The organism is Natronococcus sp. CG52 (assembly GCF_023913515.1).
Lineage (GTDB): Archaea > Halobacteriota > Halobacteria > Halobacteriales > Natrialbaceae > Natronococcus > Natronococcus zhouii.
This window is the reverse complement of the sequence record NZ_CP099391.1, coordinates 3,179,876-3,204,581: the sequence shown is the minus strand read 5'-3', so window position 1 is coordinate 3,204,581 and position 24,706 is coordinate 3,179,876. Positions and strand designations below refer to the sequence as shown.

24 protein-coding genes are annotated in these 24,706 nt (G+C 65.5%); 14 read left to right on the top strand and 10 right to left on the bottom strand.

What is annotated here, in order from left to right:
* Positions 1–150: 150 nt before the first annotated feature.
* Genes NED97_RS16065 through NED97_RS16055 form a run of 3 tightly spaced genes read left to right on the top strand, consistent with a single transcriptional unit; the run spans position 151 to position 3,910 of the window.
* On the top strand, positions 151–630 hold the full coding sequence (locus tag NED97_RS16065) for a (2Fe-2S)-binding protein (RefSeq protein ID WP_252488027.1): 480 nt from the start codon (positions 151–153) through the stop codon (positions 628–630).
* On the top strand, positions 627–3,014 hold the full coding sequence (locus NED97_RS16060) for a xanthine dehydrogenase family protein molybdopterin-binding subunit (protein ID WP_252488026.1): 2,388 nt from the start codon (positions 627–629) through the stop codon (positions 3,012–3,014). The genes NED97_RS16065 and NED97_RS16060 overlap by 4 nt, the downstream gene beginning before the upstream one ends.
* Positions 3,014–3,910: an FAD binding domain-containing protein gene (locus tag NED97_RS16055; RefSeq protein ID WP_252488025.1), complete on the top strand. Its 897-nt coding sequence runs from the start codon at positions 3,014–3,016 to the stop codon at positions 3,908–3,910. The genes NED97_RS16060 and NED97_RS16055 overlap by 1 nt, the downstream gene beginning before the upstream one ends.
* A 97-nt stretch (positions 3,911–4,007) precedes the next feature.
* On the opposite strand, the gene NED97_RS16050 is transcribed toward NED97_RS16055, so the two are convergent.
* Complete coding sequence (locus NED97_RS16050; RefSeq protein ID WP_252488024.1) at positions 4,008–4,253, bottom strand: acetyl-CoA carboxylase; 246 nt, start codon at positions 4,251–4,253, stop codon at positions 4,008–4,010.
* A gap of 186 nt (positions 4,254–4,439) precedes the next feature.
* Here NED97_RS16050 and NED97_RS16045 point away from each other — a divergent pair, with 186 nt between their 5' ends.
* Genes NED97_RS16045 through NED97_RS16035 form a run of 3 tightly spaced genes read left to right on the top strand, consistent with a single transcriptional unit; the run spans position 4,440 to position 7,677 of the window.
* Positions 4,440–5,342 (top strand): 5-oxoprolinase subunit B family protein, encoded by a 903-nt coding sequence (locus NED97_RS16045; protein WP_252488023.1) that lies wholly within the window; start codon positions 4,440–4,442, stop codon positions 5,340–5,342.
* Complete coding sequence (locus NED97_RS16040; protein WP_252488022.1) at positions 5,342–6,307, top strand: 5-oxoprolinase subunit C family protein; 966 nt, start codon at positions 5,342–5,344, stop codon at positions 6,305–6,307. The genes NED97_RS16045 and NED97_RS16040 overlap by 1 nt, the downstream gene beginning before the upstream one ends.
* Positions 6,308–6,324: 17 nt before the next feature.
* The gene (locus NED97_RS16035; protein ID WP_252488021.1) at positions 6,325–7,677 is read left to right on the top strand and encodes an acetyl-CoA carboxylase biotin carboxylase subunit; all 1,353 of its coding nucleotides are present in this window, start codon (positions 6,325–6,327) and stop codon (positions 7,675–7,677) included.
* Between the two features lie 30 nt (positions 7,678–7,707).
* Here NED97_RS16035 and NED97_RS16030 read toward each other — a convergent pair whose 3' ends face one another.
* From NED97_RS16030 to NED97_RS16005, 6 genes are all read right to left on the bottom strand, one after another.
* On the bottom strand, positions 7,708–8,469 hold the full coding sequence (locus NED97_RS16030) for a LamB/YcsF family protein (RefSeq protein ID WP_252488020.1): 762 nt from the start codon (positions 8,467–8,469) through the stop codon (positions 7,708–7,710).
* 125 nt (positions 8,470–8,594) lie between these two features.
* Positions 8,595–9,494, bottom strand: coding sequence for an HFX_2341 family transcriptional regulator (locus NED97_RS16025; protein WP_252488019.1), 900 nt, complete (start codon positions 9,492–9,494; stop codon positions 8,595–8,597).
* Between the two features lie 56 nt (positions 9,495–9,550).
* Positions 9,551–11,170, bottom strand: coding sequence for a bacterio-opsin activator domain-containing protein (locus NED97_RS16020; protein ID WP_252488018.1), 1,620 nt, complete (start codon positions 11,168–11,170; stop codon positions 9,551–9,553).
* 135 nt (positions 11,171–11,305) lie between these two features.
* Positions 11,306–11,923, bottom strand: coding sequence for a hypothetical protein (locus tag NED97_RS16015; RefSeq protein WP_252488017.1), 618 nt, complete (start codon positions 11,921–11,923; stop codon positions 11,306–11,308).
* A 73-nt stretch (positions 11,924–11,996) separates the two neighbouring features.
* Positions 11,997–13,466, bottom strand: a complete 1,470-nt coding sequence (locus NED97_RS16010; protein WP_252488016.1) for a sodium:solute symporter family protein — start codon at positions 13,464–13,466, stop codon at positions 11,997–11,999.
* On the bottom strand, positions 13,463–13,744 hold the full coding sequence (locus tag NED97_RS16005; RefSeq protein ID WP_252488015.1) for a DUF3311 domain-containing protein: 282 nt from the start codon (positions 13,742–13,744) through the stop codon (positions 13,463–13,465). Before NED97_RS16005 ends, NED97_RS16010 begins: the two co-directional genes overlap by 4 nt.
* Positions 13,745–13,920: 176 nt before the next feature.
* On the opposite strand from NED97_RS16005, the gene NED97_RS16000 reads away from it, so the two are divergent.
* Both NED97_RS16000 and dnaG read left to right on the top strand, forming a co-directional pair.
* Positions 13,921–14,880 (top strand): helix-turn-helix domain-containing protein, encoded by a 960-nt coding sequence (locus NED97_RS16000; RefSeq protein WP_252490644.1) that lies wholly within the window; start codon positions 13,921–13,923, stop codon positions 14,878–14,880.
* 114 nt (positions 14,881–14,994) lie between these two features.
* Positions 14,995–16,380: a DNA primase DnaG gene (dnaG, locus tag NED97_RS15995; protein WP_252488014.1), complete on the top strand. Its 1,386-nt coding sequence runs from the start codon at positions 14,995–14,997 to the stop codon at positions 16,378–16,380.
* A 333-nt stretch (positions 16,381–16,713) separates the two neighbouring features.
* On the opposite strand, the gene NED97_RS15990 is transcribed toward dnaG, so the two are convergent.
* Positions 16,714–18,039 (bottom strand): DUF92 domain-containing protein, encoded by a 1,326-nt coding sequence (locus NED97_RS15990; RefSeq protein ID WP_252488013.1) that lies wholly within the window; start codon positions 18,037–18,039, stop codon positions 16,714–16,716.
* A 158-nt stretch (positions 18,040–18,197) separates the two neighbouring features.
* Between NED97_RS15990 and NED97_RS15985 the strand changes: the two genes are divergently transcribed.
* Positions 18,198–18,803, top strand: coding sequence for an undecaprenyl diphosphate synthase family protein (locus tag NED97_RS15985; protein ID WP_252488012.1), 606 nt, complete (start codon positions 18,198–18,200; stop codon positions 18,801–18,803).
* A gap of 662 nt (positions 18,804–19,465) precedes the next feature.
* On the opposite strand, the gene NED97_RS15975 is transcribed toward NED97_RS15985, so the two are convergent.
* The gene (locus tag NED97_RS15975) at positions 19,466–19,687 is read right to left on the bottom strand and encodes a hypothetical protein (protein ID WP_252488011.1); all 222 of its coding nucleotides are present in this window, start codon (positions 19,685–19,687) and stop codon (positions 19,466–19,468) included.
* A 45-nt stretch (positions 19,688–19,732) separates the two neighbouring features.
* Complete coding sequence (gene uppS / locus NED97_RS15970) at positions 19,733–20,665, bottom strand: polyprenyl diphosphate synthase (RefSeq protein ID WP_252488010.1); 933 nt, start codon at positions 20,663–20,665, stop codon at positions 19,733–19,735.
* 126 nt (positions 20,666–20,791) lie between these two features.
* Here uppS and NED97_RS15965 point away from each other — a divergent pair, with 126 nt between their 5' ends.
* The 5 genes from NED97_RS15965 (at position 20,792) to NED97_RS15945 (ending at position 24,706) form a co-directional block, all read left to right on the top strand.
* Positions 20,792–21,193, top strand: a complete 402-nt coding sequence (locus NED97_RS15965) for a DUF5778 family protein (protein ID WP_252488009.1) — start codon at positions 20,792–20,794, stop codon at positions 21,191–21,193.
* A gap of 99 nt (positions 21,194–21,292) precedes the next feature.
* On the top strand, positions 21,293–22,369 hold the full coding sequence (ahbB, locus tag NED97_RS15960) for a siroheme decarboxylase subunit beta (RefSeq protein ID WP_252488008.1): 1,077 nt from the start codon (positions 21,293–21,295) through the stop codon (positions 22,367–22,369).
* Positions 22,366–23,022, top strand: a complete 657-nt coding sequence (locus NED97_RS15955; RefSeq protein WP_252488007.1) for a precorrin-2 dehydrogenase/sirohydrochlorin ferrochelatase family protein — start codon at positions 22,366–22,368, stop codon at positions 23,020–23,022. Before ahbB ends, NED97_RS15955 begins: the two co-directional genes overlap by 4 nt.
* Positions 23,019–24,341 (top strand): glutamyl-tRNA reductase, encoded by a 1,323-nt coding sequence (hemA, locus tag NED97_RS15950; protein ID WP_252488006.1) that lies wholly within the window; start codon positions 23,019–23,021, stop codon positions 24,339–24,341. Before NED97_RS15955 ends, hemA begins: the two co-directional genes overlap by 4 nt.
* 83 nt (positions 24,342–24,424) lie before the next feature.
* Positions 24,425–24,706: a 4a-hydroxytetrahydrobiopterin dehydratase gene (locus NED97_RS15945; protein WP_252488005.1), complete on the top strand. Its 282-nt coding sequence runs from the start codon at positions 24,425–24,427 to the stop codon at positions 24,704–24,706.

Genomic DNA, 24,706 nt, shown 5'->3' with positions numbered 1-24,706 from the left:
ACCTTCGCTCGCATCGCTGATCGTCACCGCCTGCGATCCCGGTTGCAAACCTATTTATCTCGATGTGGTAACTACGATACGAGAGGTCGTAACGTGGTGGTTGGAAACGATCCACACATCGAGACGAGGCGCAAACGCAGAGGTCAATGAATGTCAGAACACGATATATCGGTAACCGTCAACGGAGAACAACACGAGCTGACCGTCGAGCCGCGAACGTTGCTCGTGACGGCGCTTCGAGAGAAACTCGGCTATACCGGAGCAAACGTCGGCTGCGAGACGGGCCGGTGTGGTGCCTGTACGGTCAGGGAAAACGGCGAGACGATCAAGTCCTGTACTCGCCTAGCCGTCCAGTCCGACGGATCGGAGATCGAGACGGTCGAGGGACTCGCCGACGACGGCGACCTCACGACCCTGCAGGAGCGGTTTCGGGAACACCACGGGCTCCAGTGTGGTTACTGTACGCCGGGGATGCTCGTGTCCGCCGATACGTTCCTGCGAGAGAACGAAGATCCGTCGCGCGAAGAGATTCGAGAGGCGATCGAGGGAAATCTCTGTCGGTGTACCGGCTACCAGAACATCGTCGACGCCGTCGAGGCCACGGCCGACCAGTTGGGTGAGCAACGATGAGCGACGCGGACGAGAGGGATTCCAGCGACGACAGCAGCAGTGGCGCCTTCGGCGCTGCGATCGAACGAGGCGAGGACGTTCCACTGCTGACGGGCGACGGGGAGTACACCGGCGATATCTCGCTCCCCGGGACGACCCATCTGGCGATCCGTCGATCCGACCACGCCCACGCACGCATCGAGAGCGTTGACACCAGCGACGCGGCGGCCGTGGACGGCGTCGTGGCGGTGTTCACCGGCGAGGACGTCGTCGAGAGCGGCGTTCCGAATACGATTCCGACCGCCTGGGACCTCCCCGGCCTCGTCCAGCCGCAGTATCGCATGCTCGCCACGGACAAGGTCCGCCACGAGGGAACCGCCGTCGCCGCCGTCGTCGCGGAGACGGCACACGCGGCCCGCGACGCGCTCGAGCTGATTTCGATCGAGTACGAGCCGCTCGAGCACGTCACCGATCCGGTCGAGGCCGTCGAACGCGACGTCCCGCCGGTTCACGACGAGGCCGAGGACAACGTCGCCTTCGACTTCGAACTCGGCGACGGGGACGCCACCGACGAGGCGTTCGCCGACGCCGACCGAGTCGCGAGCGTCGACCTCCGACAGCCCCGTATCATTCCGAACGCGATGGAGCCGCGAGCGGCCCTCGCAGACTGGGAAGAGACGACGGGGAAGCTCCGCCTCTGGATGACGAGTCAGAACCCGCACCTCCACCGAATGCTGCTCTCGGCGGGGACGCTGGGGCTCCCGGAGAACGAGATTCAGGTGATCGCCCCCGAGGTCGGCGGCGGCTTCGGCAGCAAGATCTACCACTATCCGGACGAGGCCGTGACGGCCTGGTGTTCGATGCAACTCGGCCGACCGGTGAAGTGGCAGGCGACGCGCTCGGAGAGCTATCTGACGGACTGCCACGGCCGAGACCACGTGACGACCGGCGAGATCGCGCTCGACGACGACGGGACGATCCGCGGCGTTCGAGTCGAGACTCACGCCGGACTCGGCGCACAGCTCTCGCAGTTCGGCACCGCGACGCCGTCGTACCTGTACGCCACCATCCTGTCCGGCCAGTACGCGATCCCGGCGATCCACTGCCGCGTCGTCGGCGCGTTCACGAACACGACGCCCGTCGACGCCTACCGCGGTGCGGGTCGGGCCGAGGGGATCTACGTGATCGAACGGCTCGTCGACGTCGGCGCGCGGGAGCTCGGGATGGATCCCGCCGAACTGCGACGGCGGAATCTGATCCAGCCCGACGAGTTCCCGTTCGAGACGGCGGCGGCGCTGGTCTACGACAGCGGCGAGTACGAACGTGCGATGGACGCGGCGCTCGAGCACGTCGACTACGACGAACTGCGCGAGCGCCAGGACGAACTCCGAGAGGAGGACCGATACCTCGGAATCGGCGTCGCCAACTTCGTCGAATCGGCCGGCCTCTCGCCCTCCGGACTCGCGGGCGACCTCGGCGCCCAGGCCGGCGGCTGGGAGAGTTCGATCGTCCGCTTCGACTCGACGGGGTCGGTGACCGTCCTCGCGGGAACGGCCGATCAGGGACAGGGTCATCGAACGACCTACGCCCAGATCGCGGCCGAGGAACTCGGCCTCTCCGTCGACGACGTCACGGTCGTCGAGGGGGACACCGACCGGATTCCCCAGGGGATGGGGACCTACGGCAGTCGGAGCGCGTCGGTCGGCGGCGGCTCCATCGCCCGCGGCGCTCGCGAGGTCCGGGAGAAGGCTCGCCGGATCGCCGCCCACCAGCTCGAGGCGAGCGTCGACGACATCGAGTTCGACGACGGCGAGTTCCGCGTCGCCGGCGCGCCGGATCGCTCGCTGCACATCCGGACGATCGCTCACGAGGCCTACCTCGGCCACGACCTGCCCGAGGGGATGGATCCCGGGCTCGAGGAGACCAACTTCTACGACCCGGAGAACTTCACCTACCCCTTCGGCACCCACGTCGCGGTCGTCGAGGTCGAACCCGAGACGGGCGAGATCGAGATCGAGCGCTACGTCGCGGTCGACGACTGCGGCGAGATCATCAACCCGATGATCGTCGAGGGGCAGGTCCACGGCGGGATCGCACAGGGTATCGGTGCCGCGCTCTACGAGGGCGCGGCCTACGACGACGATGGCCACCTCGAGACCCGTCGGATGGACGAGTACGCCGTCCCCCACTCGACGCAGTTGCCGGAGTTCGAGACGGACAACACGGTGACGCCGAGCCCGCACAACCCCATCGGAGTGAAAGGCGTCGGCGAGTCGGCGACCATCGCGGCGACGCCGACCGTGGTCTCCGCCGTCGTCGACGCGCTCGAGCCGTTCGACGTCGACCACCTCGACATGCCGATCACGCCGGAGTCGGTCTGGCGAGCCACGGAGGCCGATCGCTGATGTACACGAACGACTTCGCTTACTACCGAGCCGACAGCGTCGACGACGCACTCGCACTGCTCGGCGACCACGACGGTGCCGAACTGGTCGCCGGGGCCCACGGTCTGCTCCCGCGGATGAAGACGGGGGAAGAATCACCGCCGGCGCTCGTCGACATCGGACGGCTGAGCGGACTCGCTGCGATCGAAGAGACGGACGGCGGTAGCGGTGACAGCGGCGGCGACGGCGACGGAATATCGATCGGCGCACTCGCTACTCACGCCGAGATCGCCGATTCCGGGACCGTTCGCCAGCACGCGACTGCACTCGCCGACGCCGCAGCGGAGTTAGGCGATCCGCAGGTGCGAAACGGCGGCACGATCGGCGGCAATCTCGCCCACGGCGATGCGCGCTCGGATCCGCCGGCTGCGCTGCTCGCCCTCGGCGGCTCGCTCGTGGCGCGCTCTCCTGACGGCGAGCGGACGATCGATGCGACCGACCTCTTCGAGGGGCCGTTCGAGACTGCGGTTTCCCGCGACGAGATCGTTACTGGAATCCAGATACCGACGGAGGACGACGCCGTGAGCGGCTACCACAAGCGGCGAAATCCGCTCTCTGGGTACGCGCTGGTCGGCGTCGGCGTCTGGCTCCGGACCGACGGCGAGACGATCCGGCAGGCTCGAGTCGCCGTCACCGGTGCGACGGCCGCTCCCACGAGACTGCCGGGCGTCGAGGACGAACTCGAGGGCGCAGCAGTCGCCGAGGAGACGATCACTGCGGCGTCGTCTCGGGCCGGCATCACGCTGGACGACGATGCGTTCGTCTCGGACGTCCAGGCGTCCGCCGAGTACCGCGCTCACCTCCTCACGATCGACACCGAACGGGCGCTGTACGAGGTGCTGGACGTCGACCAGTGAGCGGCGGTCGTCGTCGCTTTCGCTCGAGAACGCTCGAAAGCGACTACGAGCACGGTACCGACGGCAATAGAAGTCGATCGGCGATCGGGGTCGGGCGTCAGTTGGTTTCGAGGACCAGCAGGTCGTCACCGGCGTCGACCTCCTGTTCGTTTTCCGCGACGATTTCCGCGATCGTCCCGTCCGCTGGAGCCGTAATATCGTGGAAATTCTTCATGACGCCGACTAACCCGACGACGTCTCCCTCGGCGACCTCGTCGCCTTCGTCGACGAAGTTCTCTTCGTCCGGGTCCGGCCGCGTGTAGAAGACGCCGGGCATCGGTGACTGGATGTGTTCTGTCGTCATCTATGAAATCTTACGGTTCAATACAGGCTCCGCACATATAGATCTTGACAAACCTATACTCTCTACAGTCGGACGTAAACCTCGTTTGGAGGGGTTGTTTACGAGAGTATATAATTATGAGATCAATACTGCTGACGTAATCTAGTCGGTATCTATACAGTGGTAACCGTTCTCCCACTCAGTAGGATGAGTGATCGAACGATAACGAGACAGGAGCTTCCGTCTCCGCGGTACGAGTACGGCGGGGACGACTGGGTGTTCGTCGAACTCGACGAAGCGATGAGTTTCGATGCGAACTTCAAGGCACAGGCGATCACACAGGAGATTCGGCAGAACAGTCTCGAGGGGCTCATCGAGGTTGCGCCGTCGAACGCCTCCTACCTGATCCAGTTCGATCCGGGCGTGCTTCACCCGGACGAACTGATCGACGAGCTGAAATCGCTCGAGGACGAGATCGACGTCTCGGAGTACCAGTGGGAGGCGCGGGTATTCGACGTTCCCGTCTTCTACGACGACCCGTGGACGAACGAGACGCTGATGGACTTTCGCGACCGCCATCAGGATCCGGAGTCGACGGACCTCGAGTACTCCGCGGAGATCAACGGCTTCGATTCCGTCGAGGCGTTCGTCGACCACCACGCCGGCGCACCGCACATGGTGACGATGATCGGCTTCGTCCCCGGACTGCCGTTCTGTTTCCAGATGGTCCCTCGCGACGAACAGATCGAGGTTCCGAAGTACGAACAGCCGCGGACGGCGACGCCGAGCCGAGCGATCGGGTTCGGCGGCGCGTTCACCGCGATCTATCCCGTTCCCGGGGCTGGCGGCTACCAGCTCTACGGTCGAACGCCCGTCGAGGTGTTGGACGTCGATCAGGAGCTGTCGGCCTTCGAGGAATCCATGGTGCTCCCGAACCCGGGAGACATCCTCAACTTCCGGCAGATCGACCGCGAGGAGTACGACTCGATCCGCGAGGAGATCGAAGACGGAACGTACGAGTACAACTACGATCGGGTCGACTTCGAGCCGCAGGCGTTCTTCGAGGATCCGCGCGGCTACAACGAGCAGCTCCTGGAGGTGCTCGACTGATGCGGATTCTCGACGGTGGACTCGTCACGACCGTTCAGGACACCGGCCGCTACGGTCACTATCACATCGGAATGCCGCCATCCGGCGCGATGGACCAGTTCGCTCACAAGGTCGGCAACTGGCTCGTCGGAAACGACGAATCCGACGCGACGCTCGAGATGACCTACACGGGTGCGGAGGTGGAGTTCGAGGAGGACGTCGTCTTCGCCGTCACCGGTGCGGATATGGACCCCTCGCTCGAGGACGAACCGGTTCCGACGTGGACGGCCGTCCGGGCCGAGGCCGGCGACACCCTCAGCTTCGAGTTCGCGACGGAAGGCGCACGGTCGTATCTCGCAGTCGCCGGCGGCGTCGACATCGAGCCGGTGATGGGCAGTCGGTCGACGTACACCCTGATCGGAATCGGCGGCCACGAGGGCCGATCGCTCGAGGGAGGCGACGAACTGCCGATCGGTGAGCCGGCCGCGGACGCCGACGCGATGGTCGACAGCTCGATCGACGAGGAGAACCGACCGGATTACTCGACGAACGAGATCAACGTCGTGATGGGGCTCTGTGATTATCGCCTCACGGACGAGGGACGACAGCGGTTCATCGACGCCGAGTGGAAGGTGTCCGACGAGGCCGACCGGGTCGGCTACCGATTCGAGGGCCCCGACATCACCGACATGTTCGAAGAGCGCGAGCAACCCTTCGGTGCCGGACCGGACGTCACCAACGTCGTCGACCTCGGCTACCCCGTCGGCTCCATCCAGATGGCCGGCCAACCGATCATTCTGATGCGAGACGCCGTGACGGGCGGCGGCTACGTGACCGTCGGGACCGTCGTGAGTCCCGAGCGCGACGCGCTCGCCCAGTGTCGAACGTACAGCACCGTCGATTTCAACGCCGTCGACGTCGAGGAGGCGCTCGAGATCCGTCGAGCGCGAGACGATCTCCTCGAGGAAATTCAGGAGTCGTTGTAGTGCGAACTCACCAACAGATGATCGACAAAGTACTCGTTGCGAATCGAGGCGAAATCGCAGTCCGCGTGATGCAAGCGGCGACCGAACTCGGGATCGAGACGGTTGCCGTCTACAGCGACGCCGACGAGACGGCCAAACACGTTCGCCGCGCCGACGAAGCGTATCACGTCGGCTCGTCGGTCGCCGGCAAGAGCTATCTCGATCAGGAGTCGCTTATGGAGGCGGCGACCGCGACCGGCGCCGACGCGATCCATCCGGGCTACGGATTCCTCGCGGAGAGCGAGTCGTTCGCTCGCCGCGTCGAGGACTCCGAGTTCATCTGGATCGGCCCTCCGGCAGACGCGATGGCCGACTTCGGTGAGAAGACCAGGGCTCGAGCCATCATGGACGAGGCCGGCGTCCCGATCGTTCCCGGAACCGACGAACCGGTCGACGATCAGGAGCAGGTGAAAGCGTTCGCCGACGAGCACGGCTACCCAGTGGCGATCAAGGCCGACGGCGGTGGCGGCGGACGCGGGCTGAAAGTCGTCGGCGGACCCGAGGAGGTCGACGACCAGTTCCGGAACGCCAAACGTGAGGGAGAGGCGTACTTCGACAACGACGCCGTCTACGTCGAGCGCTTCCTCGAGAATCCGCGACACATCGAGGTCCAGGTTATCGGCGACACGCACGGGAACGTCCGCCACCTCTACGAACGCGACTGCTCCGTGCAGCGTCGCCAGCAGAAACTCATCGAGGAGACTCCGTCGCCGGCCCTCGACGACGAGACCCGAGAAGAGCTCTGCGAGTCCGCTCGAGCGGGCGTCGGCGAAGCCGGCTACAGCAGCGCCGGGACCGTGGAGTTCCTCTACGAGGACGGCGACTTCTACTTCCTCGAGGTGAACGCCCGGATACAGGTCGAACACACGGTCACCGAGGCGGTCACGGGCATCGATGTCGTCAAGGAGCAGTTCCGGGTCGCCGCGGGCGAGGAACTGTCGTTCGAACAGTCCGACGTCGAACCGCGAGGCACTGCGATGGAGTTTCGCATCAACGCCGAGGATCCCTTCGACGAGTTCAACCCGACGCCCGGCACCCTCGAAACGTACCGCCCGCCCACGGGAATGGGAGTCCGCGTCGACGACGGCGTCAACGAGGGGGACAGGATAAGCCCGTTCTACGACTCACTCGTCGGCAAGTTCATCGTGACCGCACAGGACCGGACGGAGGTCCTCGAACGCGGCAAGCGTGCGCTCGAGGAGACCGAGGTCGACGGGATTTCGACGACGATCCCGTTCCACCTCGCGGTGCTCGAGGACGAGGTGTTCGTCGAGAGCGATCACACGACGAAGTACCTCGATCAGCAGTTCGACGGACTGGACGACTCCTGATCGAATGGGCGGCGACGTATTCGTCACCCCTCAGACCAGTTCGTCGAGACGAGCCAGGTCGATTCCTTCGGCCTCGAGTCGCTCGTGGATCGTCTCGAGTAACTCGACCGAGTTCGGGCCGTCACCGTGAATACAGATCGACGACGCGGGGACGTCGATCGTCGTGCCGTCGACGGCCTCGACCTCGCCGCGCGTCGCGATGGAGACGACTCGATCCGCGACCAGGTCTGGATCTTTCGGCTCGACTGATTTCTCGACGATCAGCGTGCGGTCGGCGTTGTAGTCGAGGTCGACGTAGCCTTCGAAGACGGCGTCCAGTTCGTCGTACTCCTGGGCGATCTCGTAGATGTTCATGTCGGTCGCCAGGTAGACGAGGTCGGGGTCGACCTCCAGAACGCCCTCCATGACGGCGCGGCAGTGGGCTTCGCTCTCGGAGAGCATCGAGTACATCGCGCCGTGCGGCTTGACGTGCTGAACCGATGCGTCGTGGCGGCTCGCGAACGCCATCAGCGCGCCCAGCTGGTAGACGACGTAGTCGCGCACCTCTTCGGGAGTTGCGTCCATCGTTCGGCGACCGAACCCCATCTTGTCCGGGAGGCCGGGATGGATGCCGATCCCCACGTCGTGCTCCGCGGCCAGTTCGACGGTTTCCCGCAGTACGTGCGGGTCGCCCGCGTGGTATCCGCCGGCGATGTTCGCAGAGGTGATGTACGGCATCACCTCGATATCGCGTCCCATCGTCCAGTTTCCGAAGCTCTCGCCCATATCGCAGTTGATGTCGATTGCAGTCATCGTTGGATCGGGAGTGTGCCGTACGTTCGTCACCCTCATACTTGAGAGTCGCGAGGAACGACCACCGATCCGACTCCGGCCGAACGACGCCGCCACGAACGTCGGAGCACGCTGGCCCTGCGGTTCTATCGCTCCGAACTGTCGTTAGAATGTGCTCGAACCCACAGTTCCCCGATCCGCGACAGACGCGTCCGGTAGGATTTCCCGTGTTCCTCGCGCTCGATGTATCCCTTCCCGCCGGGACCGAGACGGTCGACGTTGTAGATGACCTTCGAGCGGAAGCTGTCGGTGTACTCTTCGTTCAACTCCCGGGCCAGCGACTCCGCGAGCTCGGAGACGGAGTCGAACTCGCCGTCCTCGCCGAGTTTGTAGAGGATCAGTTCCTCGAACGGTTTGACGTTCGAAAAGGAAGCGACGGGGAGTTCGACGACGTGCTGACCGTCGATTTCCTTCGCCCCGATCGTCGTCCCGCGTTCGTCGAACTCCGCGAGCAGGGACCGGGCGCTCTCGAGTCGCTCCGCGATCCGATCGTCCGCCGTCGCATCGTTCTGGAGGTCCTCGAGCAGCGCGATCCCCTCGCGCAACTCCTCGGCGAGTTCGGTCTCGAGGTACTTCTCCGGGGCGGTGTAGTAGGTGTGGATCGCCTCGCGGTCGTCCTCGCGCTCGACCATCAGCGAGTGGGCCGCCGTCGCGAACGCGAAACTGACGGTGCGGGGCATCGCGGCGACGTTGACCCAGACGTCGTTTCCGCGGTCGAGTTCGGCGGTGATGAGTCCGTACGCCTGCTCGAACGCGTCGTCGTAGTCGTAGACGTCCTCGAGGACGAACCGGTCGGTCTCGGCCCCGAGCAGGTTCTGGAAGTCCGTTTCGAGTTTCTCCGAGAGATGTCGGGAGTACTCGACGTTGGCCTCGCTGCCGACGGCGCCCTCGAGCAGGATGACGCGGTCGACGTCGATCTGATCGCGCACCAGCGGCGCGATCAGCCGGTCGTAGTCGAAGCCGACCGGGACGATGTGAGTTTGCATACGCGATACTTCGTCGGCTTCGTAATGAATCCCGGGAGGTCGCACCGACGGCTCGCTCAGTCCCGTTTGGAATCCGCACGCGTCGTATCCGGCTCGTCGAAGACCGCCGCGACGATCTTCTGCTGGGCCGACCGGAGGTGTTCGTGGAAAGTCGCCGGCGTGATCCCGAGCGTCGCCGCGATCTCCTCGCCGGAGCTGTTTCGAGGCCACTCGAAGAAACCGGCGTAGTACGCCGTCTCCACGACGGTGCGCTGGCGCTCGGTCAGTGCACCGTATAGATGGTCCTGGATCTGCGCGATCGACTCGTTGGAGGGCGTCACTTGCCGCCGGGCGACGTTCGTCGCCGTCGGATAGACGGCCCGAATCGCCTCGGTAACGGCGCGAACGTCCGTGCTCTCCGGAAGGTGAATCGTCATCGTGTAATCGCCGTCGTCGATGGCGGCCGCCTCGACGTAGCCGCCGTGTGAGGCGACGACCGAGAACATCGGCGGCGACGTGATCGCGAGTTCGAACGTGACCTCTCCGGCCGACTCGTCGAGTACCGTTACGTCCTCCCAGTGGGGGATGCATTCGGTCAGTTCCTCCACGTTCGGAAACGTCTCAACTGCCGTGATGCCGTACTCGAGGAACTGCTCGTCGTCGACCTGTACGACGCGCTCGAACGAGACGTACTGATCGGCCATCGGCGGCCCGTCGAACAGGTCGACTGCGTTCTGGATCTCGTACTCGAGTTCAATCAGTTCGTCTCCCATCAGCGCGCGCTTGCGCTCGAGGGCGGCGATCGCGTGGCCGAGAATCTCTCCGAGCTGTCCGATCCCCTCCCGTACTTCGTCCGCGAACGCGTATCGGTTCGCGCTCGTGACCCCGAGAACGCCGTACAGCCCGCCGCTGTGAACGATCGGGATCGCAGCGGCCGACTGGTAGCCGCGCTCGTGGGCGTCCTCGCGCCAGGGTTCGAAGTCGGGATCGGTGAAGACGTCGTTCGAGACCTGGAGCCGCTGAGTCCGAATTGCGCGTCCTGCCGGCCCGCGACCCGCCGGGTCGTCCGGATCGGTCGAGAGCGGAATACTCTCGACGTATCCCTCGACACCCGCTTCGACCCGGTGAATCACGTCTCCCGTCTTCGAGTTGACTGCGGCAACGAACGCGAACTCGTACGCTGGTACGTTCGCGAGCGTTTCGCAGGTAACGCGCTCGAGTTCGTCCCGCGTCGAATCGGTAACGATCGTGTCGTTGATCGCCTGCATGACGGTGTAGACGCCGTTTAGCACTTCCATCTGCTCGCGTTGACGCTCGGACCGACGGTCGCGCTCTTTCCGTTCGGTTACGTCCCGAACGTAGCCCGTTACGTCCGTCTGTGAGGGAGAAATGCGCGCTTCGAGCCAGGAGTCGGTGGACGGATGGTACGCGTCGGCGATTATCAGCTCCTGGTGCTCGAGTGCTCGTTCGTGAGCCCCATCGAACAGCGAGCGGAGTCTCTCCGTTATCCCGTCGTCTTCCGTTCGTTCGATTTCGAGGAGTTCGCTGGCGCGTTCGTTAACGACGACGTGTTGCAAGTCGGCATCGAGTACGTAGACGCCGTCGGGTAGTCGATCGAACACCGCCTGGACGCGATCAGAGACGCCATCGCTTCCGACGAGAGAACCGGCCTCGATGGGCCGTCGGTTCTCGTCCATAGCTCAACAGTGCTACTCAGCCGTATAAGTATAGCGAGTAACGTACTCTTTCTTGAATACATCCGTCTGCATAATAGTCGGTACGATACGCGTTGGACTGCGGTGACCGAAGCTTACGTTCGCACTACCGGTTCGTTAGTCGGTTGTTTCATCGGGCTCGATCGTTCGGATCAACGCTGCAACCGTCTCGCGGTCGCGCTCGGGATCGACGTCGAGGGATTCCTCGAGCGCGTCCGTGACCTCGTCCGGAACCTCCAGCGGGAGCGTTCCGCCAGCCATCGCGTAGCTCGTCTCCGTCGGCCAGACCGCGACGTGTGCTTCGGCCGCGATTCGATCCGTGTCACCGTCCGTGAGATCGGAATCGACGGGGTAGGCCGCATCGAGGACGTACCACTTCCCGGCGTTTCCGTTCGGCCCCTCGAACTCGAGCGTCTCTCGCGTTCCGTCGACGACCAACCCTTCGTCCGTGAGGGTGTCGACGAACTGCGATTTCGCCTTCGGTGCGGCCTTCGAGAGCGTCGACTCGGGCGAGACGCCGATCACCGACAGCGACGGCGAAATCGATACGTCGACGGCGAACAGCGACCGAACGGGAATCCTGCTGGGTCCGAGTTCGGACGGTGCTGTCGAATCGGTCGGCTCGTACAGCGTCGTCTCGGTCGTTATCGTGGCCACGAGAACTGAGGCCTCTCCGGTTCGCGTTCCGAGCGGCTGCCACGTCTCGGCGAGCGACTCCGGCAGATCGATCGTCATCGCCCTGCGGTATGCGACCCGGTCCTTTCGGTGTGTCGCTTGTCGCTCCCTGCACTCGGGAGAACGCCGGCGCTCAGTCCGCGCCGAGCCCGTCGAAGTAGATCGCCCGTCGCTCGTCGGCCGCCGGCGTCGTCACGAGGGAGACGCCGACGGTGACGACGAGTCCGAGCCCCATCCCGACGAGTCCGGCCGTCCAGCCGGCGTAGCTGCCGGGGACGACGGCGAGGAAGAGACTCGAGAGGTAGAATAGTTGACTGACCAGGATCCCGGCCGTGATCCCCGTCCGAGTCGTCTTCCGCCAGTAAAGTGCGACCATGACGGGCAGCGCGAGCTGCGCGAAGCCGCTGAACGCCGCGTCGCCCAGTTCGAACAGCGTCGCGGGGTTCGCGAGACTGGCGAGGAACGACGCCGTCGCGAAGACGACGACCCCGACGCGGGCGAGCAGATCCTCGCGCCGCTCCGAGAGGTCGGCCTCGACGAACGGCCGGTAGAGGTCTCGGGTGAAGTACGAGGATCCCGACAGCAGCATCGAGTCCGACGAGGACATCATCGCGGCCATCGCGCCCGCGATGACCAGCGCGGCGAACCAGACTGGCGTGAACTCGGCCAGGATGACCGGGAGGACGTTCTCGCCCTCCGGAATCGCCACGTCGAGGCCCCGCGCCCACGCGCCGAGCATGAACGACGGGACGAACAGCAACACGCAGAGGATCGGCCAGAGCGCGAACGACCGTTCGAGGACGGTCCGGGAACCGGCCGCGAAGAAGCGCTGGTTGACTTGCGGGAACATCGCGACGCCGAATCCGATCACGATCGCCGTCGAGAGCATCCACTGGGGCGTGTAGTGATCGCTACCGAGTGCGAGGTGGTGGGCCGCCTCGCCCTCGAGCGCGGCCGTGGCGGCGCCGGGACCGCCGACGACGGCGAGGACCCACACCAGCGCGATCCAGGTCGTGACGAGCATGAACGCCCCTTGCAGGGTGTCGGTCCAAGCGATACCCCGGAAGCCGGCGACGACCACGTAGAGGATCATGAACGCCGTGATCAGTCCGGCGCCGACGGCGTACGGGACCGCCCCCTCGGTCAGCGCCTGTAGTGCGGTGCCGGCGCCGACCTGCTGGAGCATCACGTACGGGAACAGCCAGAGCAGGCTGACACCTGCGACCAGTCCGCGAAGCCGCTTCGAGGCGAACCGGTCGCCGAGCATCTCTCCGAGGGTAACGAACTCGTACCGTCGGCCGAGCAGCCACTGCTTGTAGCCGATAACGTACCAGAGAATCGCGAAGATGATTCCGTCCATCAGCCCCATGACGAGGATCCACTCCGGCCCCTCGTAGTAGGCGACGTTCGGTCCGGCGAAGAAGGTAAACGCCGACAGCAACGTCGCGAACGTCGTAAACAGCAGGACGACCGTTCCCACGGATCGGCTGGCGAGGTAAAAGTCCTCTGCCGTCCGGTCGGTGAGTCGGTAGGCGACCAGTCCGATCGCGAGCGCCAGCAGGAGGTAGCTGACGATGATGGCGAGTTGAATCGCGACGCTCATCGCGCGTCACCCCCGGTTTCGGCTCCGGAACCGCGCTCCCGCCGGCGTTCTCGATCGCCGCTCGAGTCGCCGTCGGTCGATTCGATTCCGACTCCCCACGCGCGTCGGGTGAACAGCCAGAAGACGAGCGACGCGAGCACCATCCAGCCGACGTGCCACCAGAGCCACAGCGGGAGTCCCGCGACGACCGTCGCGTCGTTCCAGAGGAACCACGGTATCGCGAGTGCACTGAGTCCGACGGCGACGGCGAGCCACCCCCACAGTTCCAGACGCGGCATGGTCGATGGTTCGTCTCGGGGTGGGTAACTGTTACTGTTCGATCCCGGTTATTGAACGAAAATTCCCATCAATATCGCTTCGTCGCCACGTCTTGCGGTCTTCGGTAGGTGAAATCGCTCTTTCAGGGAGGAAAAGGGGTATAAGTGTCGGCGAAAGAATGGGAGACGAACCCGATATGGCCCGCCTGTTCCCCTTCCGCTCGGAGCCGTCTACCGGGGAGGGGCAACCGCGTGTCGTCGACCTCGAGGGCGAGGACGCCGACGCGGTGTTCGGTGCCCTCTCGTCGACGACGGCCCGTCGGATCTACGCGCGACTCGACGACGAACCCGGAACGCCGAGCGACGTCGCCGACGCGATCGATTCCTCGATTCAGAACGTCCGGTACCACCTCGAGAACCTGGAGGGCGCGGGTCTGGTCGAAGTCGTGGACACGTGGTACTCCTCGCGTGGAAACGAGATGAGCGTCTACGCGACGACGGACGGGCCGTTGATCGTCACGAGCGACGAGTCGCGGGCCTCGCAGTTGCGGACGGCCCTCTCGCGGCTCATCGGCGGAATCGGTGCGCTGGCGGGGGGCAGTCTGCTGGTACAGCACGGTGTTACCCGATGGTTCGGAACGGGAACGGAGTCGGACGGATTCGTGCCGACGGGCGGCGAAGACAGCGCGGACGAGAGCGACAGCGGTGACGTGCCGGCCGGTGACGATGCAGCGGATGATGACCGGGCGGCCGACGAGCAGGGCGAATCCGGCGACGAGACGGTAGGCGACGGCCCCTCGGAGGACTCAGAAGCTGAAGAGGATGCGGCCGACGATTTCACGATGGCCGACAGTGACGACGAGAACGGTGAAAACGGGGCCGATAGCGCCGACGAGGCCAGCGCCAACCGGACCGACGCGGATACCGGATCGGACGGGTACGAGACGTCCGACGACGGCGCAACCGCCGGCAACGGCGACATCGAAGGGACCGAAACCGTCGCCGACGGCGGCAACGAAACTCTCGCCGACGGCGGTGCCGAGGCTGCAGACGCGGTCTTCGGGACGATCCCGCCGGGACTGCTCTTTTTCCTCGGCGGATTAGTCGTCCTCCTCGCCGCCACGCTCTACTGGTACTGGTATCGGCCGGCGTACTGACCGCCGATCGCCGCTCCGCAGGTCAACAGCTATTTGCCTCTCACGATCCTTACTCTAGATAAGTCTCTGGACGCGTTTCGCGTCACTGCACCCCTGTCCGGGGGTAGATTTCACATGGAAGACACCTCGAAATACCACATTCACGCTGACGTAACCGCTGACGGAGTTGTCGAGCGGAGCGACGTCGTTGGCGCTATCTTCGGCCAGACCGAAGGGTTACTCGGCGACGAACTCGATCTCCGCGATCTCCGGCAGTCACAGAAGGTCGGTCGCATCGACGTCGAAATAACCAGCACGAAGGGGCAGTCACACGGCCGGCTTACCATCGCCACCAGCCTCGACAAGGTCGAGACGGCGACGCTCGCGGCGTCGCTCGAGACGATCACTCGAGTCGGTCCCTGTCGCGCCTCCCTCGAGGTCACCGAGATCGAGGACGTCCGCGCGGCCAAACGCAAGGAAGTCGTCGACCGCGCGAAGGAACTCCTTCGGACGGGCTTCGACGACAGCGTGATGACCTCCGAGGAGATTCTCGCGGAGGTGCGCCAGCACGTCCGCGTCGAGGACATCACCGAGTACGAGGGCCTTCCCGCCGGACCCCGGGTCACCGACAGCGACGCGATCATCATCGTCGAGGGCCGATCCGACGTGCTGACGCTGCTCAAGTACGGCGTCAAGAACGGTATCGCGGTCGAGGGGACCAACGTGCCCGACGCCGTTAGCGAACTCACTCGCCACCGCACCGTCACCGTCTTTCTCGACGGCGACCGCGGCGGCGACCTGATCTTCGAGGAACTCTCGCAGGTCGGCGACATCGACTACGTTGCCTTCGCTCCGTCGGGGGAATCGGTCGAAGAACTCGATCACCACCAGCTGTTTGCCGCCCTTCGCAACAAGGTCCCCTACGACACCGTTTCCGGACTGAACGAGCCCCGTGAAGCGATCGCCGCGACCGACGGCAGTGCGACGCCGGCGCCGCCGACGAGGTCGCCGACGACGATCGACGAGGAGCCTCTGGAGCGATCCGACGGGGACGAAAACCGCGGACTGGAGCCGGCGTCCGACGCGAGTTCGTCCCGGTCTACGGACGCACAGTTGGCGTCGGCGAGTGAACCGGACACACGTGCGGATGCCGACGCGGCTCACCCGGACGATAGCGGTGCCGAGTCGGCGGCCGACACCGACGCAGGCGATCCCGAGACGATCTACGGACACGCGACGGCGATCATCAGAGGGGAGACCGATCAGGTCCGGTTCCTCGACGAGAACGCCGACGTGATCGCGGAGGCACCGGCGAGTGCCGCCTACGACGCCCTCGAGTCCCTCGAGACGACACCGACGACGGTCGTCCTCGACGAGATCCTCGAGCAGTCGCTGCTCGATTTCGCGGCGGATCGCGGCGTCGAACGGATCGTGGCACACTCGCTGGGCCAGTTCACGAAACGGCCGACGAGCGTTCGGATCCACTCGGTCGACGAGATTGCCGAAACGCCACCCAGGTAACGACCGGTTCTCGAGCAGGTGACGAACGCACTGTGAGCGGCGGCTGTGTTTGCGTATCGCGCCCGAACGCGTGCTCGTCCGAGGTGTCGATAACTGGTCGGTGCCGAACCCGAACGACGATGCCCTATCTGCCTCCGTCGCGCTCGTTCTGCTCGGCGCGTGGATACTCGTGACGTTCGCCGTCACCAACGCGCCGGCTTTGGACCAGTTCCGCTCGCCCTCATCCTTGGGAGACCGCGACGCTCGTACCCGCGAGCAGGCCGAACGGTCTGCGTCGGAATCGGTCGCTTCCGGATCGGACGACTGACACTCCCGGGCACACCGTTTGCGTACTCAGCCGAGCATCGCCAGCGAGAGAACGAGCAGTGCACAGACGAGCGCCCCCGACAGCGTCGCCAGGAAGTTCACGCCCTGGTTCCCCAGGAGCGATCCCTCGAGCGTCGCGCCGAGGAGGCTGTCGACGGTCATCCCGATGAAACCAGCGGCGACGATGATCGCCGCCCCGACCGGACCGACCTCCGGGAAGAGCCCGTAGGAGATCGCGGCGACGATTCCTGCGCCGACGAAGCCGGCGACCCCTCCCTGCCAGGTGACGCCGCCGTCGGTGCCGGGTTCGACGGGTTCGAGCGTGGTGATCAGCCGCGGCGTGTCGAAGATGCTGCCGATCTCACTCGAGAGCGTATCGCTCATCGCGGTGGCGACGGAGCCGGCGAACGCGAACAGAAAGAGCGCGGGTTCGACGGGAACGAGGGTGGCCGAACTGGCGGCGTAGCCGAGAACGGCGACGAGGCCGACGGCGGCGTTACCGAGGACGTTCCCGGTTCCGCGGGCGCCGTTGTTGTCCTCGGCGACTCCGAGATCGTCCTTCTGCTCGTAGCGGAACTTCGTCGAGAGGCCGCCGATGGCGAAAAAGGAGATGAGTACGACGAACCAGCCGTAGCCGCCGAGCACGATCGTCAACAGCCCCAGCAGGACGCCGGTGAGCATCCCGGCGATCGACGCCGTCTCGAGGGCGTAGGAGACGTAGCCCAGCGCGAGGGTGACCGTCAGTGCGACGGTCATCTCGATCGTTCCGAGAGCGGGATCGAGCTCCGCGAGCAACCAGAGGAGGAATCCGACCGAGAGCATCACGACGGGGTCGTCGTAGAGCAACAGGACGTCACGCAGGAGTGCGGCGAGTAGCGCTCCGCTCGCTGCGAGAAACAGGACCCTCGGAACGAGGGGTTCGATCGGAACGCCCGAAAGTCCGAACGAGGCGGCTTGCCCGACGGCCGCCGCAGCCGTTGCGGCCAGACAGAAGACCGTCGCGTGGACGACGTCGCGGTCCGTTCGCGTGCGAGCGAGCTGTTCGACGACGTTCCCGTACCCGATGAGAAAGACGGTCCCGACGAATACCGCCGTCGGCATCGACGACTGCGTGGCGAGGAGCCCGAGAGCGACCCCGGCCAGGACGAACGTAATGAGCCCGTAGAGCCGTCCGTCCTCGTAGTCGCCGGGATACGCCAGAAGGTCGAAGACGGGCCCGTCGGTGACGACGAACGCCCCCAGCAGGACGACCGCGGCGAGTGCGGCCGCGACCTCCGGACCGAAGAGCGGAACGGCGAGCGAGAGCGTACACAACAGCGCGAAGACGCCGGCTCGCCGGACGGGTTCTGTCACGATATCCGGTCCTTTCTGTGGGGATTACTTGAAGGTTCGTGAACCGCCTCGAGTCCGGTTTTCCCTCCGTTCAGGCTCGCTGACGGTATGCTGGGAACGGTCAGCTGCGGCCGAACGAACCCGTAACCGGTATGTCATCGGACTGGGAACGTGACGCTGTGGGTCTGTACGAACGGTATCTCTCCCTTCGCATCCGTCGCCACGAGGCCGACAGTCCCGACCACATCGCGCTCGTGATCACCGAACGGGATCTCTTAGAGCGCGGCGCCTACGAGACGCTCACCGACTTCTTCGAGTGGGCCTTCGAGTACGCCTCCAGGGTGACCGTCTACGTGAGCGTCCTCGATACCGCCGCGATCCCCGCCCTGCGACGGGAACTCGAGAGCGTCGACGTGCCACAGCAGGTCGCGGTTCGGACTCCCGACGATCGGTCGCAGGCGGACGCGCCGATCCAGATCGGCATCGGTCTCGGCGGCAAACACGAGTTCACGAGCGCGGTCCGGACGCTCGCGGAGAGCGTCGACGCGGGAGACCTCGAGCCGAGCGCGATCGACGACGAACGCGTCGAGGAGCACCTCGTCTTCCCCTCCGAACCGGACCTGGTGATCAAGACGGGCGCGGAGCGGCTCTCCGATTTCATGATCTGGCAGTCGGTCTACTCGGAGCTGTACTTCACGGACGTCAACTGGCGCGATTTCCGTAAGCGGGACTTTCTGCGAGCGGTGCGGGAGTACTGCAACCGATCGAGGCGGTTCGGCCGGTAGCTCGATACCCGGCTCGAGAAGACGACCAGTGGCGCCCGGCGAGGAACGCGCCCGCGAACGAGCGAAGCGAGCGAGCGGCCTTTTTAGCGTAGCTTTTCGCGCCTGGCGCGGAACCTTTGGTTCCGCGAGCAGTCGAACGTGCAAAGCGCCCGCGAGACGGCGGTGAAATCGTCTCGCAGCGCCCGTGAGCAGCGAGCGGTTCTTCGCGGAGCGAGGAATCTCGAGGCGGAAATGGTACGTATATTTCGGCGATCCTGTCACTGTCTCACACCCGGTCTATATCTCGCCAGCGGGGGTATCTGTACACATGGCTCACGCCCCAGAGCACCCAGAAAAGTACGTTTGCACGGAATGTCAGATACTGCACGCCGGCACGGTCTCCGCACAGGCCGATGGCGATCACCGGTACGACGCGCCCGAAAAGTGCGGCTGTTGCGGTTCGACGGAGTTACTCCCCGAAGAACAGTGGCCGCGGTTCCACCAGTGATCCGCCGACTTTTGATCCGTCTCGGTGATCACCGTTCGTATTCGAGAGATTCGAGCGGGCGATATCTGGCGTGGTCGCGTTCGCAGGACGATGAACGCCGATCGTCGGCGCGTCCCGTACGTGTCGTCGTGCTCGCGCCTCTCGAGGTCGGCCCGACGTCGCTCGCGCCGGAGCGTCAGGCGCCGGGATCGGGGAGTTCGACGTAGGCCAGAAACAGCACGAGGACCCCGATGGTGAGCAGGAGAAAGCCGCTCCCGATCGCGAGAAACTCCGCCGGCTGGGTGTGGTCGGTCGCCGCCTGCGGGTGGCGGAGAACGCCGGTCAGCCCGAGGACGAGAAACAATACGAGGCCGGTGCTCGTCGCGAGAGTCCCGACGGCGAGCTGGCGGCGGTCCATACTCGACGTTCGAACTCGCTCCGATTGTAGGTTTCGAGTTCCGTCTCAGTCTGCCGTCGGACCGCTCGAGTCGACCGGCTCGAGCTCCTCCTCGTCCGGCTGCTCGGCGGTCGGCAGCGAGTCGCGAAAGCGGTCGACGATCGAGCGGGCTTCGACGAGTTCGTGGTCGCTCATCGCCCCGAGCAGGGCGAGCGCTCGCCGAGCCCGCGTCCGCCGCCAGGACTCCTGACGGTGCTCGTAGGTGCGGATCCCGCGAAGGAAGTCGGCCTTCGAGAACTCGGGCCAGTAGGGCGTGCAGAAGAAGACCGCCGCCTCGTTGCCGTTCGCGTGCCAGGGCAGGAAATTCGAGGTGCGCTCGTCGCCGCCGGTCCGGATGATCAGGTCGACGTCGCGAACCGGCTCGTCGTAGAGCCGGCGCTCGATCGTCTCGACGTCGATGTCGTCGGGGTCGACGGTACCCGACTCGACGTCCGCCGCGACGCCGCGGGTGGCCTCGAGGAGCTCCGAGCGCCCGCCGTAGGCCAGCGCGATGTTGAGGACGAACTGGTCGTACTCGCAGGTTCGTTCCTCGGCGTACGTGACCACCTCCTGGACCCGCTCGGGGAGGCGGTCGACGGCGCCCAGCGCCCGAATGTGGACCTCGTTCTCGTGGACGCGCTCGGCGTCGGCAAACTCCCGCAGCTTCTCACAGAGCAGGTCGAACAGCGCCTCGCGCTCCTCCGGGGGCCGGTTGAAGTTCTCCGTCGAGAACGCGTAGAGGGTGAGCTCCTCGACCCCGATCTCCTGACACCACTCGAGGACGCGCTCGGTCGTCTCCGCGCCGGCCTGGTGACCCTCGGTCGCGTCGTCGCCCTGTTGTCGGGCGTAGCGCCGGTTTCCGTCCTGAATCACGGCGACGTGGGTCGGCGCACCGGCGATCTCCCGAGAGAGCAACTGCTCGTACGCCGCGTCGACGCGTTGACGGAGCCACCGGTTCATCACTCGACGTGACGTCGGGGAGAAATATGTGTCTTGCGTGTGACTCATCGTCACCGATAAACGTTCTCACGACGGCCCCAGGCGCAATCGTGACCGCTATCAGTCCGGGAACTCTCGTCTCGAACAATGACGGACACACTCGACCAGGATCTCTACCAGCGGACGAAAGCGCTGCTCGAGCCCGGTGACGTCGAACTCAACGGCGCGATCGTCCACACCGACTACGACGGCAGCGAGGACGTTCAGATGATGCAGGCGACGATCGACGTCGGCGACGTCATCGCCGAACACGCCGGCCACGACCCGACCGACTGCTACGTCTACTCGGGCAACGACGACTCCGACTTCTCCTCGAACCAGCACCAGGGGCTCACCCTCGACGACGAGGAGTTCGTCTGGGAGTGCCAGCAACTGCTGCGCGAGGGGAGTTTCGATATCGTCATCTACTACGAGGCGAGCGCCGACCACGAAGCGATTCTCGAGGAGATTCAGGAACTCGGGTACGACGTGACCGGCGTCGAAGGGTAGTCGTCTCGAGTCGCAACCGTACAGTCCGGACCGAACGACCGGCTGTCAGACGGGTCCGGTCCCGGTTCGCTTATGCATCGACAGCCGCGAGTATCCGGTATGACCACTGACGTCGATCTCACGGACCGCGAACGGGCGGTCGTCAACGCCTTTCAGGGCGGCTTTCCCGTCGCGGACGACCCCTTCGAGGTCGCCGCCGCCGCCATGCGCGACAACGGGGTCGAGATCACCGCGACGGAGTTGCTCGAGACGATTCGCGACCTGGACGAGCGGGGCGTCCTCTCGCGGTTCGGCCCGCTCGTGAACGCCCAGGAGATCGGCGGCGCGGCGACGCTGGTCGCGATGCACGCCCCCGAGGACCGGTTCGACGAGGTCGCCGAGGCCGTCAACGACCGCCGCGAGGTCGCGCACAACTACGAGCGCGAGCATCCGCACCTGAACGTCTGGTTCGTCGTGAGCGTCGCCGAGGAGGATCGAGTGGCGGAAGTGCTCGCCGAAATCGAGACCGAGACGGGCCAGGAGACGTACAACCTGCCAAAACAGCGGGAGTTCCGCGTCGAGGCGAAGTTCTACGTCGACGGCCCGCTCGAGGGCGGAATCGACTGCTCGGATCGAGGACCGGACGTCGAACCGACCGACGCGACGACGCTGTCGCCGGCCGAGCGCGATCTCGTGCTCGAGATCCAGGACGGACTGCCGCTTTCAGAGACGCCGTACGCCGACGTCGCCGACGCGATCGGAAAGGACCGCGAGTGGGTGCTCGAGACGATCACCCGCTTCGAGCGCGAGGGGAAGATCCGCCGGATCGGCGTCGTCCCGAACCACTACGCGCTCGGCTACACGGAGAACGGGATGACCGTCTGGAACGTTCCCGACGAGGTCGTGAGCGAGGTCGGCCCCGAGGTCGCCTCGCTGTCGTTCGTCACTCACTGTTACGAGCGGCCGCGCCACGAGGGCGTCTGGCCGTACAACTTCTTCGCGATGACCCACGGCCGTAGCGAGGCCGAGAGTCAACGGCGCATCGAGCAGGTCCGCGAGACGATGAGCGAGCACTGGGACGTCACAGACGACGACTGGGACTCGCTGTTCTCGACGCGGATCCTGAAGAAGACGGGGATTCGACTCGAGGAACGCGCGGACGCCAACACGGAATCCCGTACGCCCCACGTCGAATGATCCCGCTGCTCCACGATTTCGCGGACGCGACGGTGCTCGTCTTCGGCGGCGGACCGGTGGGTGCGCGGAAAGCTCGCCGGTTCGCCCGCGAAGCCGAGGTGATCGTCGTGAGCCCCGAGTTCGCCGACGAGGCGTTCGGCGGTGCCGAACTGGTGCGCGCCGCTCCCGAACCGGCCGCGGTCGCGTCGTGGATCGAACGGATCGCACCCGCGCTGGTCGTCGCCGCGACGAACGACGGTGCGGTCAACGAGGCCGTGGTGGAAGCCGCCCGGGAGCGAGGATGCCTGGTCAATCGCGCCGATCGCTCCGGTGAGCGCGACCCCGGTAGCGTCGTCGTCCCCGCGACCGTTCGCGAGGATCCCGTCGTCGTCTCGATCGCGACCGGCGGAACGGCGCCCGCGCTGAGCAAGCACCTCCGACAGGAACTCGACGAAACGCTTTCCGGTGCCGGCGAAATGGCGACCGTGTGTGCGGGGCTCCGGACGGAACTCAAAGCACGGGGCGTCGCGCCGGTGCGCCGACGCGAGATCGTCACCGATGTCGTCAATTCTTCCGACGTTTGGACAGCTTTACGTACGGGTGTATCCAAGCCATCGCAAGTGATCGAGGACGTGCTCGGCGAGCAACTGTCGACGGAGGGTGATGGGTCGTGACACCGGCGGGGGTCATCACGGCTGCGCGCGTAACGCACGAGAGCGGAAGCGTCGACGATCTCGCCGCTTCGAGCCCCGAGAGCCAGCGCGCCGGCGTCGCGGATCTGTGTACGGTGTCGGGCGTCGAGGAGGCGTACGTCCTCTCGACGTGTAACCGGGTCGAGGCCTACACCGTCACCACCGACGCCGCCGTCGGCCGCGCCGCACTCGAGGAGTTTTTCGCGACGACGGACGACGACGCGCTCGTCGTCACCGACCACGACGAGAGCCTACGCCACCTGCTTCGCGTCGCGGCGGGGCTCGAGTCGGTTATCCTCGGCGAGGACCAGATCATCGGCCAGGTCCGGACGGCCTACGAGGACGCCCGCAGCGCCGGCGGTATCGGTCCGATGCTCGAGGCCGCCGTGACGAAGGCGATCCACGTCGGCGAACGCGCACGCACCGAAACCGGGATCAACGAGGGCGTCGTCTCGCTGGGCTCCGCCGCAACGAGACTCGTGGCGAACGACGTCGCCCTCGAGGGGGCGACGAGTCTGGTCGTCGGCGCCGGCGAGATGGGACGGCTGGCGGCCCGCAGTCTCGCGGACGCCGACGTGGACGAACTGATCGTCGCGAACCGGACGGTCGCACACGCCGACCACCTCGCGGACGAACTCGAGGCCGACGCCAGCGCCGTCCCGCTCGAGGCCCTCACGACCGTCGTCGACGACGCAGACGTCGTGATCACGGCCACCGGAAGCGCGGAACCCGTCCTCGCACCGCACCATCTCGAGACGAACGGCGACGAGCGAGTGATCGTCGATCTCGGTCAGCCGCGAGACGTCGCGCCGGCGACCGACGACCTCCCGTCGGTGACCGTCTACGACCTCGACGACCTCGAGTCGATCACCGCGGAGACTCGCGAGCAGCGTGCCGACGCCGCCCGCGAGGTAGAAGCGATGATCGGCCGGGAGTTCGACCTGCTCTGTGATCAGTACAAGCGGGCCCGCGCGGACGAGGTGATCGCCGCGATGTACGAGTCGGCCGAACGCATCAAGGAGCGCGAAATCGAGCGCGCACTCGCCGAACTCGACGGCGAAAACGACGATCAGCGCGAGATCGTCGAGTCGATGGCGGACTCGCTGGTCAGCCAGCTGCTCGCGCCGCCGACCAAGAGCCTGCGAGAGGCCGCGGCGGAGGACGACTGGAGCACGATCAACACCGCGCTGCAGCTGTTCGACCCCGACTTCGGCGGGGACTCGCGGCGGCCGCCGTCGTTCGTCGAAACGGGAGACACCGGCCGGTCGAACGTCCGGCTCGGCGCGACGGACGACGACTGAGCGCCGCTCCGACGTCTCCCGTTTTCGACCGACAGGATCGAGACGGCACAATCGTTATTTTGGTGGGTTTCGTTCGGCTTCACATGGCCGACCTGCTTTCAGACGACGAGATCGACGCGCAACTTCCCGACGAGTGGACACGGGAGGGCGACGAGATCGTTCGAACGTACGAGTTCGACGACTACCTCCGCGGCGTCAACTTCGCCCAGATGGTCGGCGAGATCGCCGAGGCGCAGTTCCACCACCCCGAGATCACCATCCGCTACGAGGAGGTCGAAATCCGGCTGACCTCCCACGAGGAGGGCGGAATCACCGAGGACGACATCGAGATGGCGGACCTGATCGAGTCCGAGCGAAGCGACTGA

Bases quoted from the DNA above. Each gene is read 5' to 3' on its own strand.
- NED97_RS16040 (WP_252488022.1), top strand. From the start codon at position 5,342: ATGCGGATTCTCGACGGTGGACTCGTCACGACCGTTCAGGACACCGGC.
- NED97_RS15955 (WP_252488007.1), top strand. From the start codon at position 22,366: ATGATCCCGCTGCTCCACGATTTCGCGGACGCGACGGTGCTCGTCTTC.
- NED97_RS16020 (WP_252488018.1), bottom strand. From the start codon at position 11,170: ATGGACGAGAACCGACGGCCCATCGAGGCCGGTTCTCTCGTCGGAAGC.
- NED97_RS15945 (WP_252488005.1), top strand. From the start codon at position 24,425: ATGGCCGACCTGCTTTCAGACGACGAGATCGACGCGCAACTTCCCGAC.
- NED97_RS16005 (WP_252488015.1), bottom strand. From the start codon at position 13,744: ATGCCGCGTCTGGAACTGTGGGGGTGGCTCGCCGTCGCCGTCGGACTC.
- dnaG (WP_252488014.1), top strand. From the start codon at position 14,995: ATGGAAGACACCTCGAAATACCACATTCACGCTGACGTAACCGCTGAC.
- NED97_RS16060 (WP_252488026.1), top strand. From the start codon at position 627: ATGAGCGACGCGGACGAGAGGGATTCCAGCGACGACAGCAGCAGTGGC.
- NED97_RS16035 (WP_252488021.1), top strand. From the start codon at position 6,325: ATGATCGACAAAGTACTCGTTGCGAATCGAGGCGAAATCGCAGTCCGC.
- ahbB (WP_252488008.1), top strand. From the start codon at position 21,293: ATGACCACTGACGTCGATCTCACGGACCGCGAACGGGCGGTCGTCAAC.
- NED97_RS15965 (WP_252488009.1), top strand. From the start codon at position 20,792: ATGACGGACACACTCGACCAGGATCTCTACCAGCGGACGAAAGCGCTG.
- NED97_RS16055 (WP_252488025.1), top strand. From the start codon at position 3,014: ATGTACACGAACGACTTCGCTTACTACCGAGCCGACAGCGTCGACGAC.
- NED97_RS16065 (WP_252488027.1), top strand. From the start codon at position 151: ATGTCAGAACACGATATATCGGTAACCGTCAACGGAGAACAACACGAG.
- NED97_RS15975 (WP_252488011.1), bottom strand. From the start codon at position 19,687: ATGGACCGCCGCCAGCTCGCCGTCGGGACTCTCGCGACGAGCACCGGC.
- NED97_RS16010 (WP_252488016.1), bottom strand. From the start codon at position 13,466: ATGAGCGTCGCGATTCAACTCGCCATCATCGTCAGCTACCTCCTGCTG.
- uppS (WP_252488010.1), bottom strand. From the start codon at position 20,665: ATGAACCGGTGGCTCCGTCAACGCGTCGACGCGGCGTACGAGCAGTTG.
- NED97_RS16045 (WP_252488023.1), top strand. From the start codon at position 4,440: ATGAGTGATCGAACGATAACGAGACAGGAGCTTCCGTCTCCGCGGTAC.
- NED97_RS16050 (WP_252488024.1), bottom strand. From the start codon at position 4,253: ATGACGACAGAACACATCCAGTCACCGATGCCCGGCGTCTTCTACACG.
- NED97_RS16025 (WP_252488019.1), bottom strand. From the start codon at position 9,494: ATGCAAACTCACATCGTCCCGGTCGGCTTCGACTACGACCGGCTGATC.
- NED97_RS16030 (WP_252488020.1), bottom strand. From the start codon at position 8,469: ATGACTGCAATCGACATCAACTGCGATATGGGCGAGAGCTTCGGAAAC.
- NED97_RS16000 (WP_252490644.1), top strand. From the start codon at position 13,921: ATGGCCCGCCTGTTCCCCTTCCGCTCGGAGCCGTCTACCGGGGAGGGG.
- NED97_RS16015 (WP_252488017.1), bottom strand. From the start codon at position 11,923: ATGACGATCGATCTGCCGGAGTCGCTCGCCGAGACGTGGCAGCCGCTC.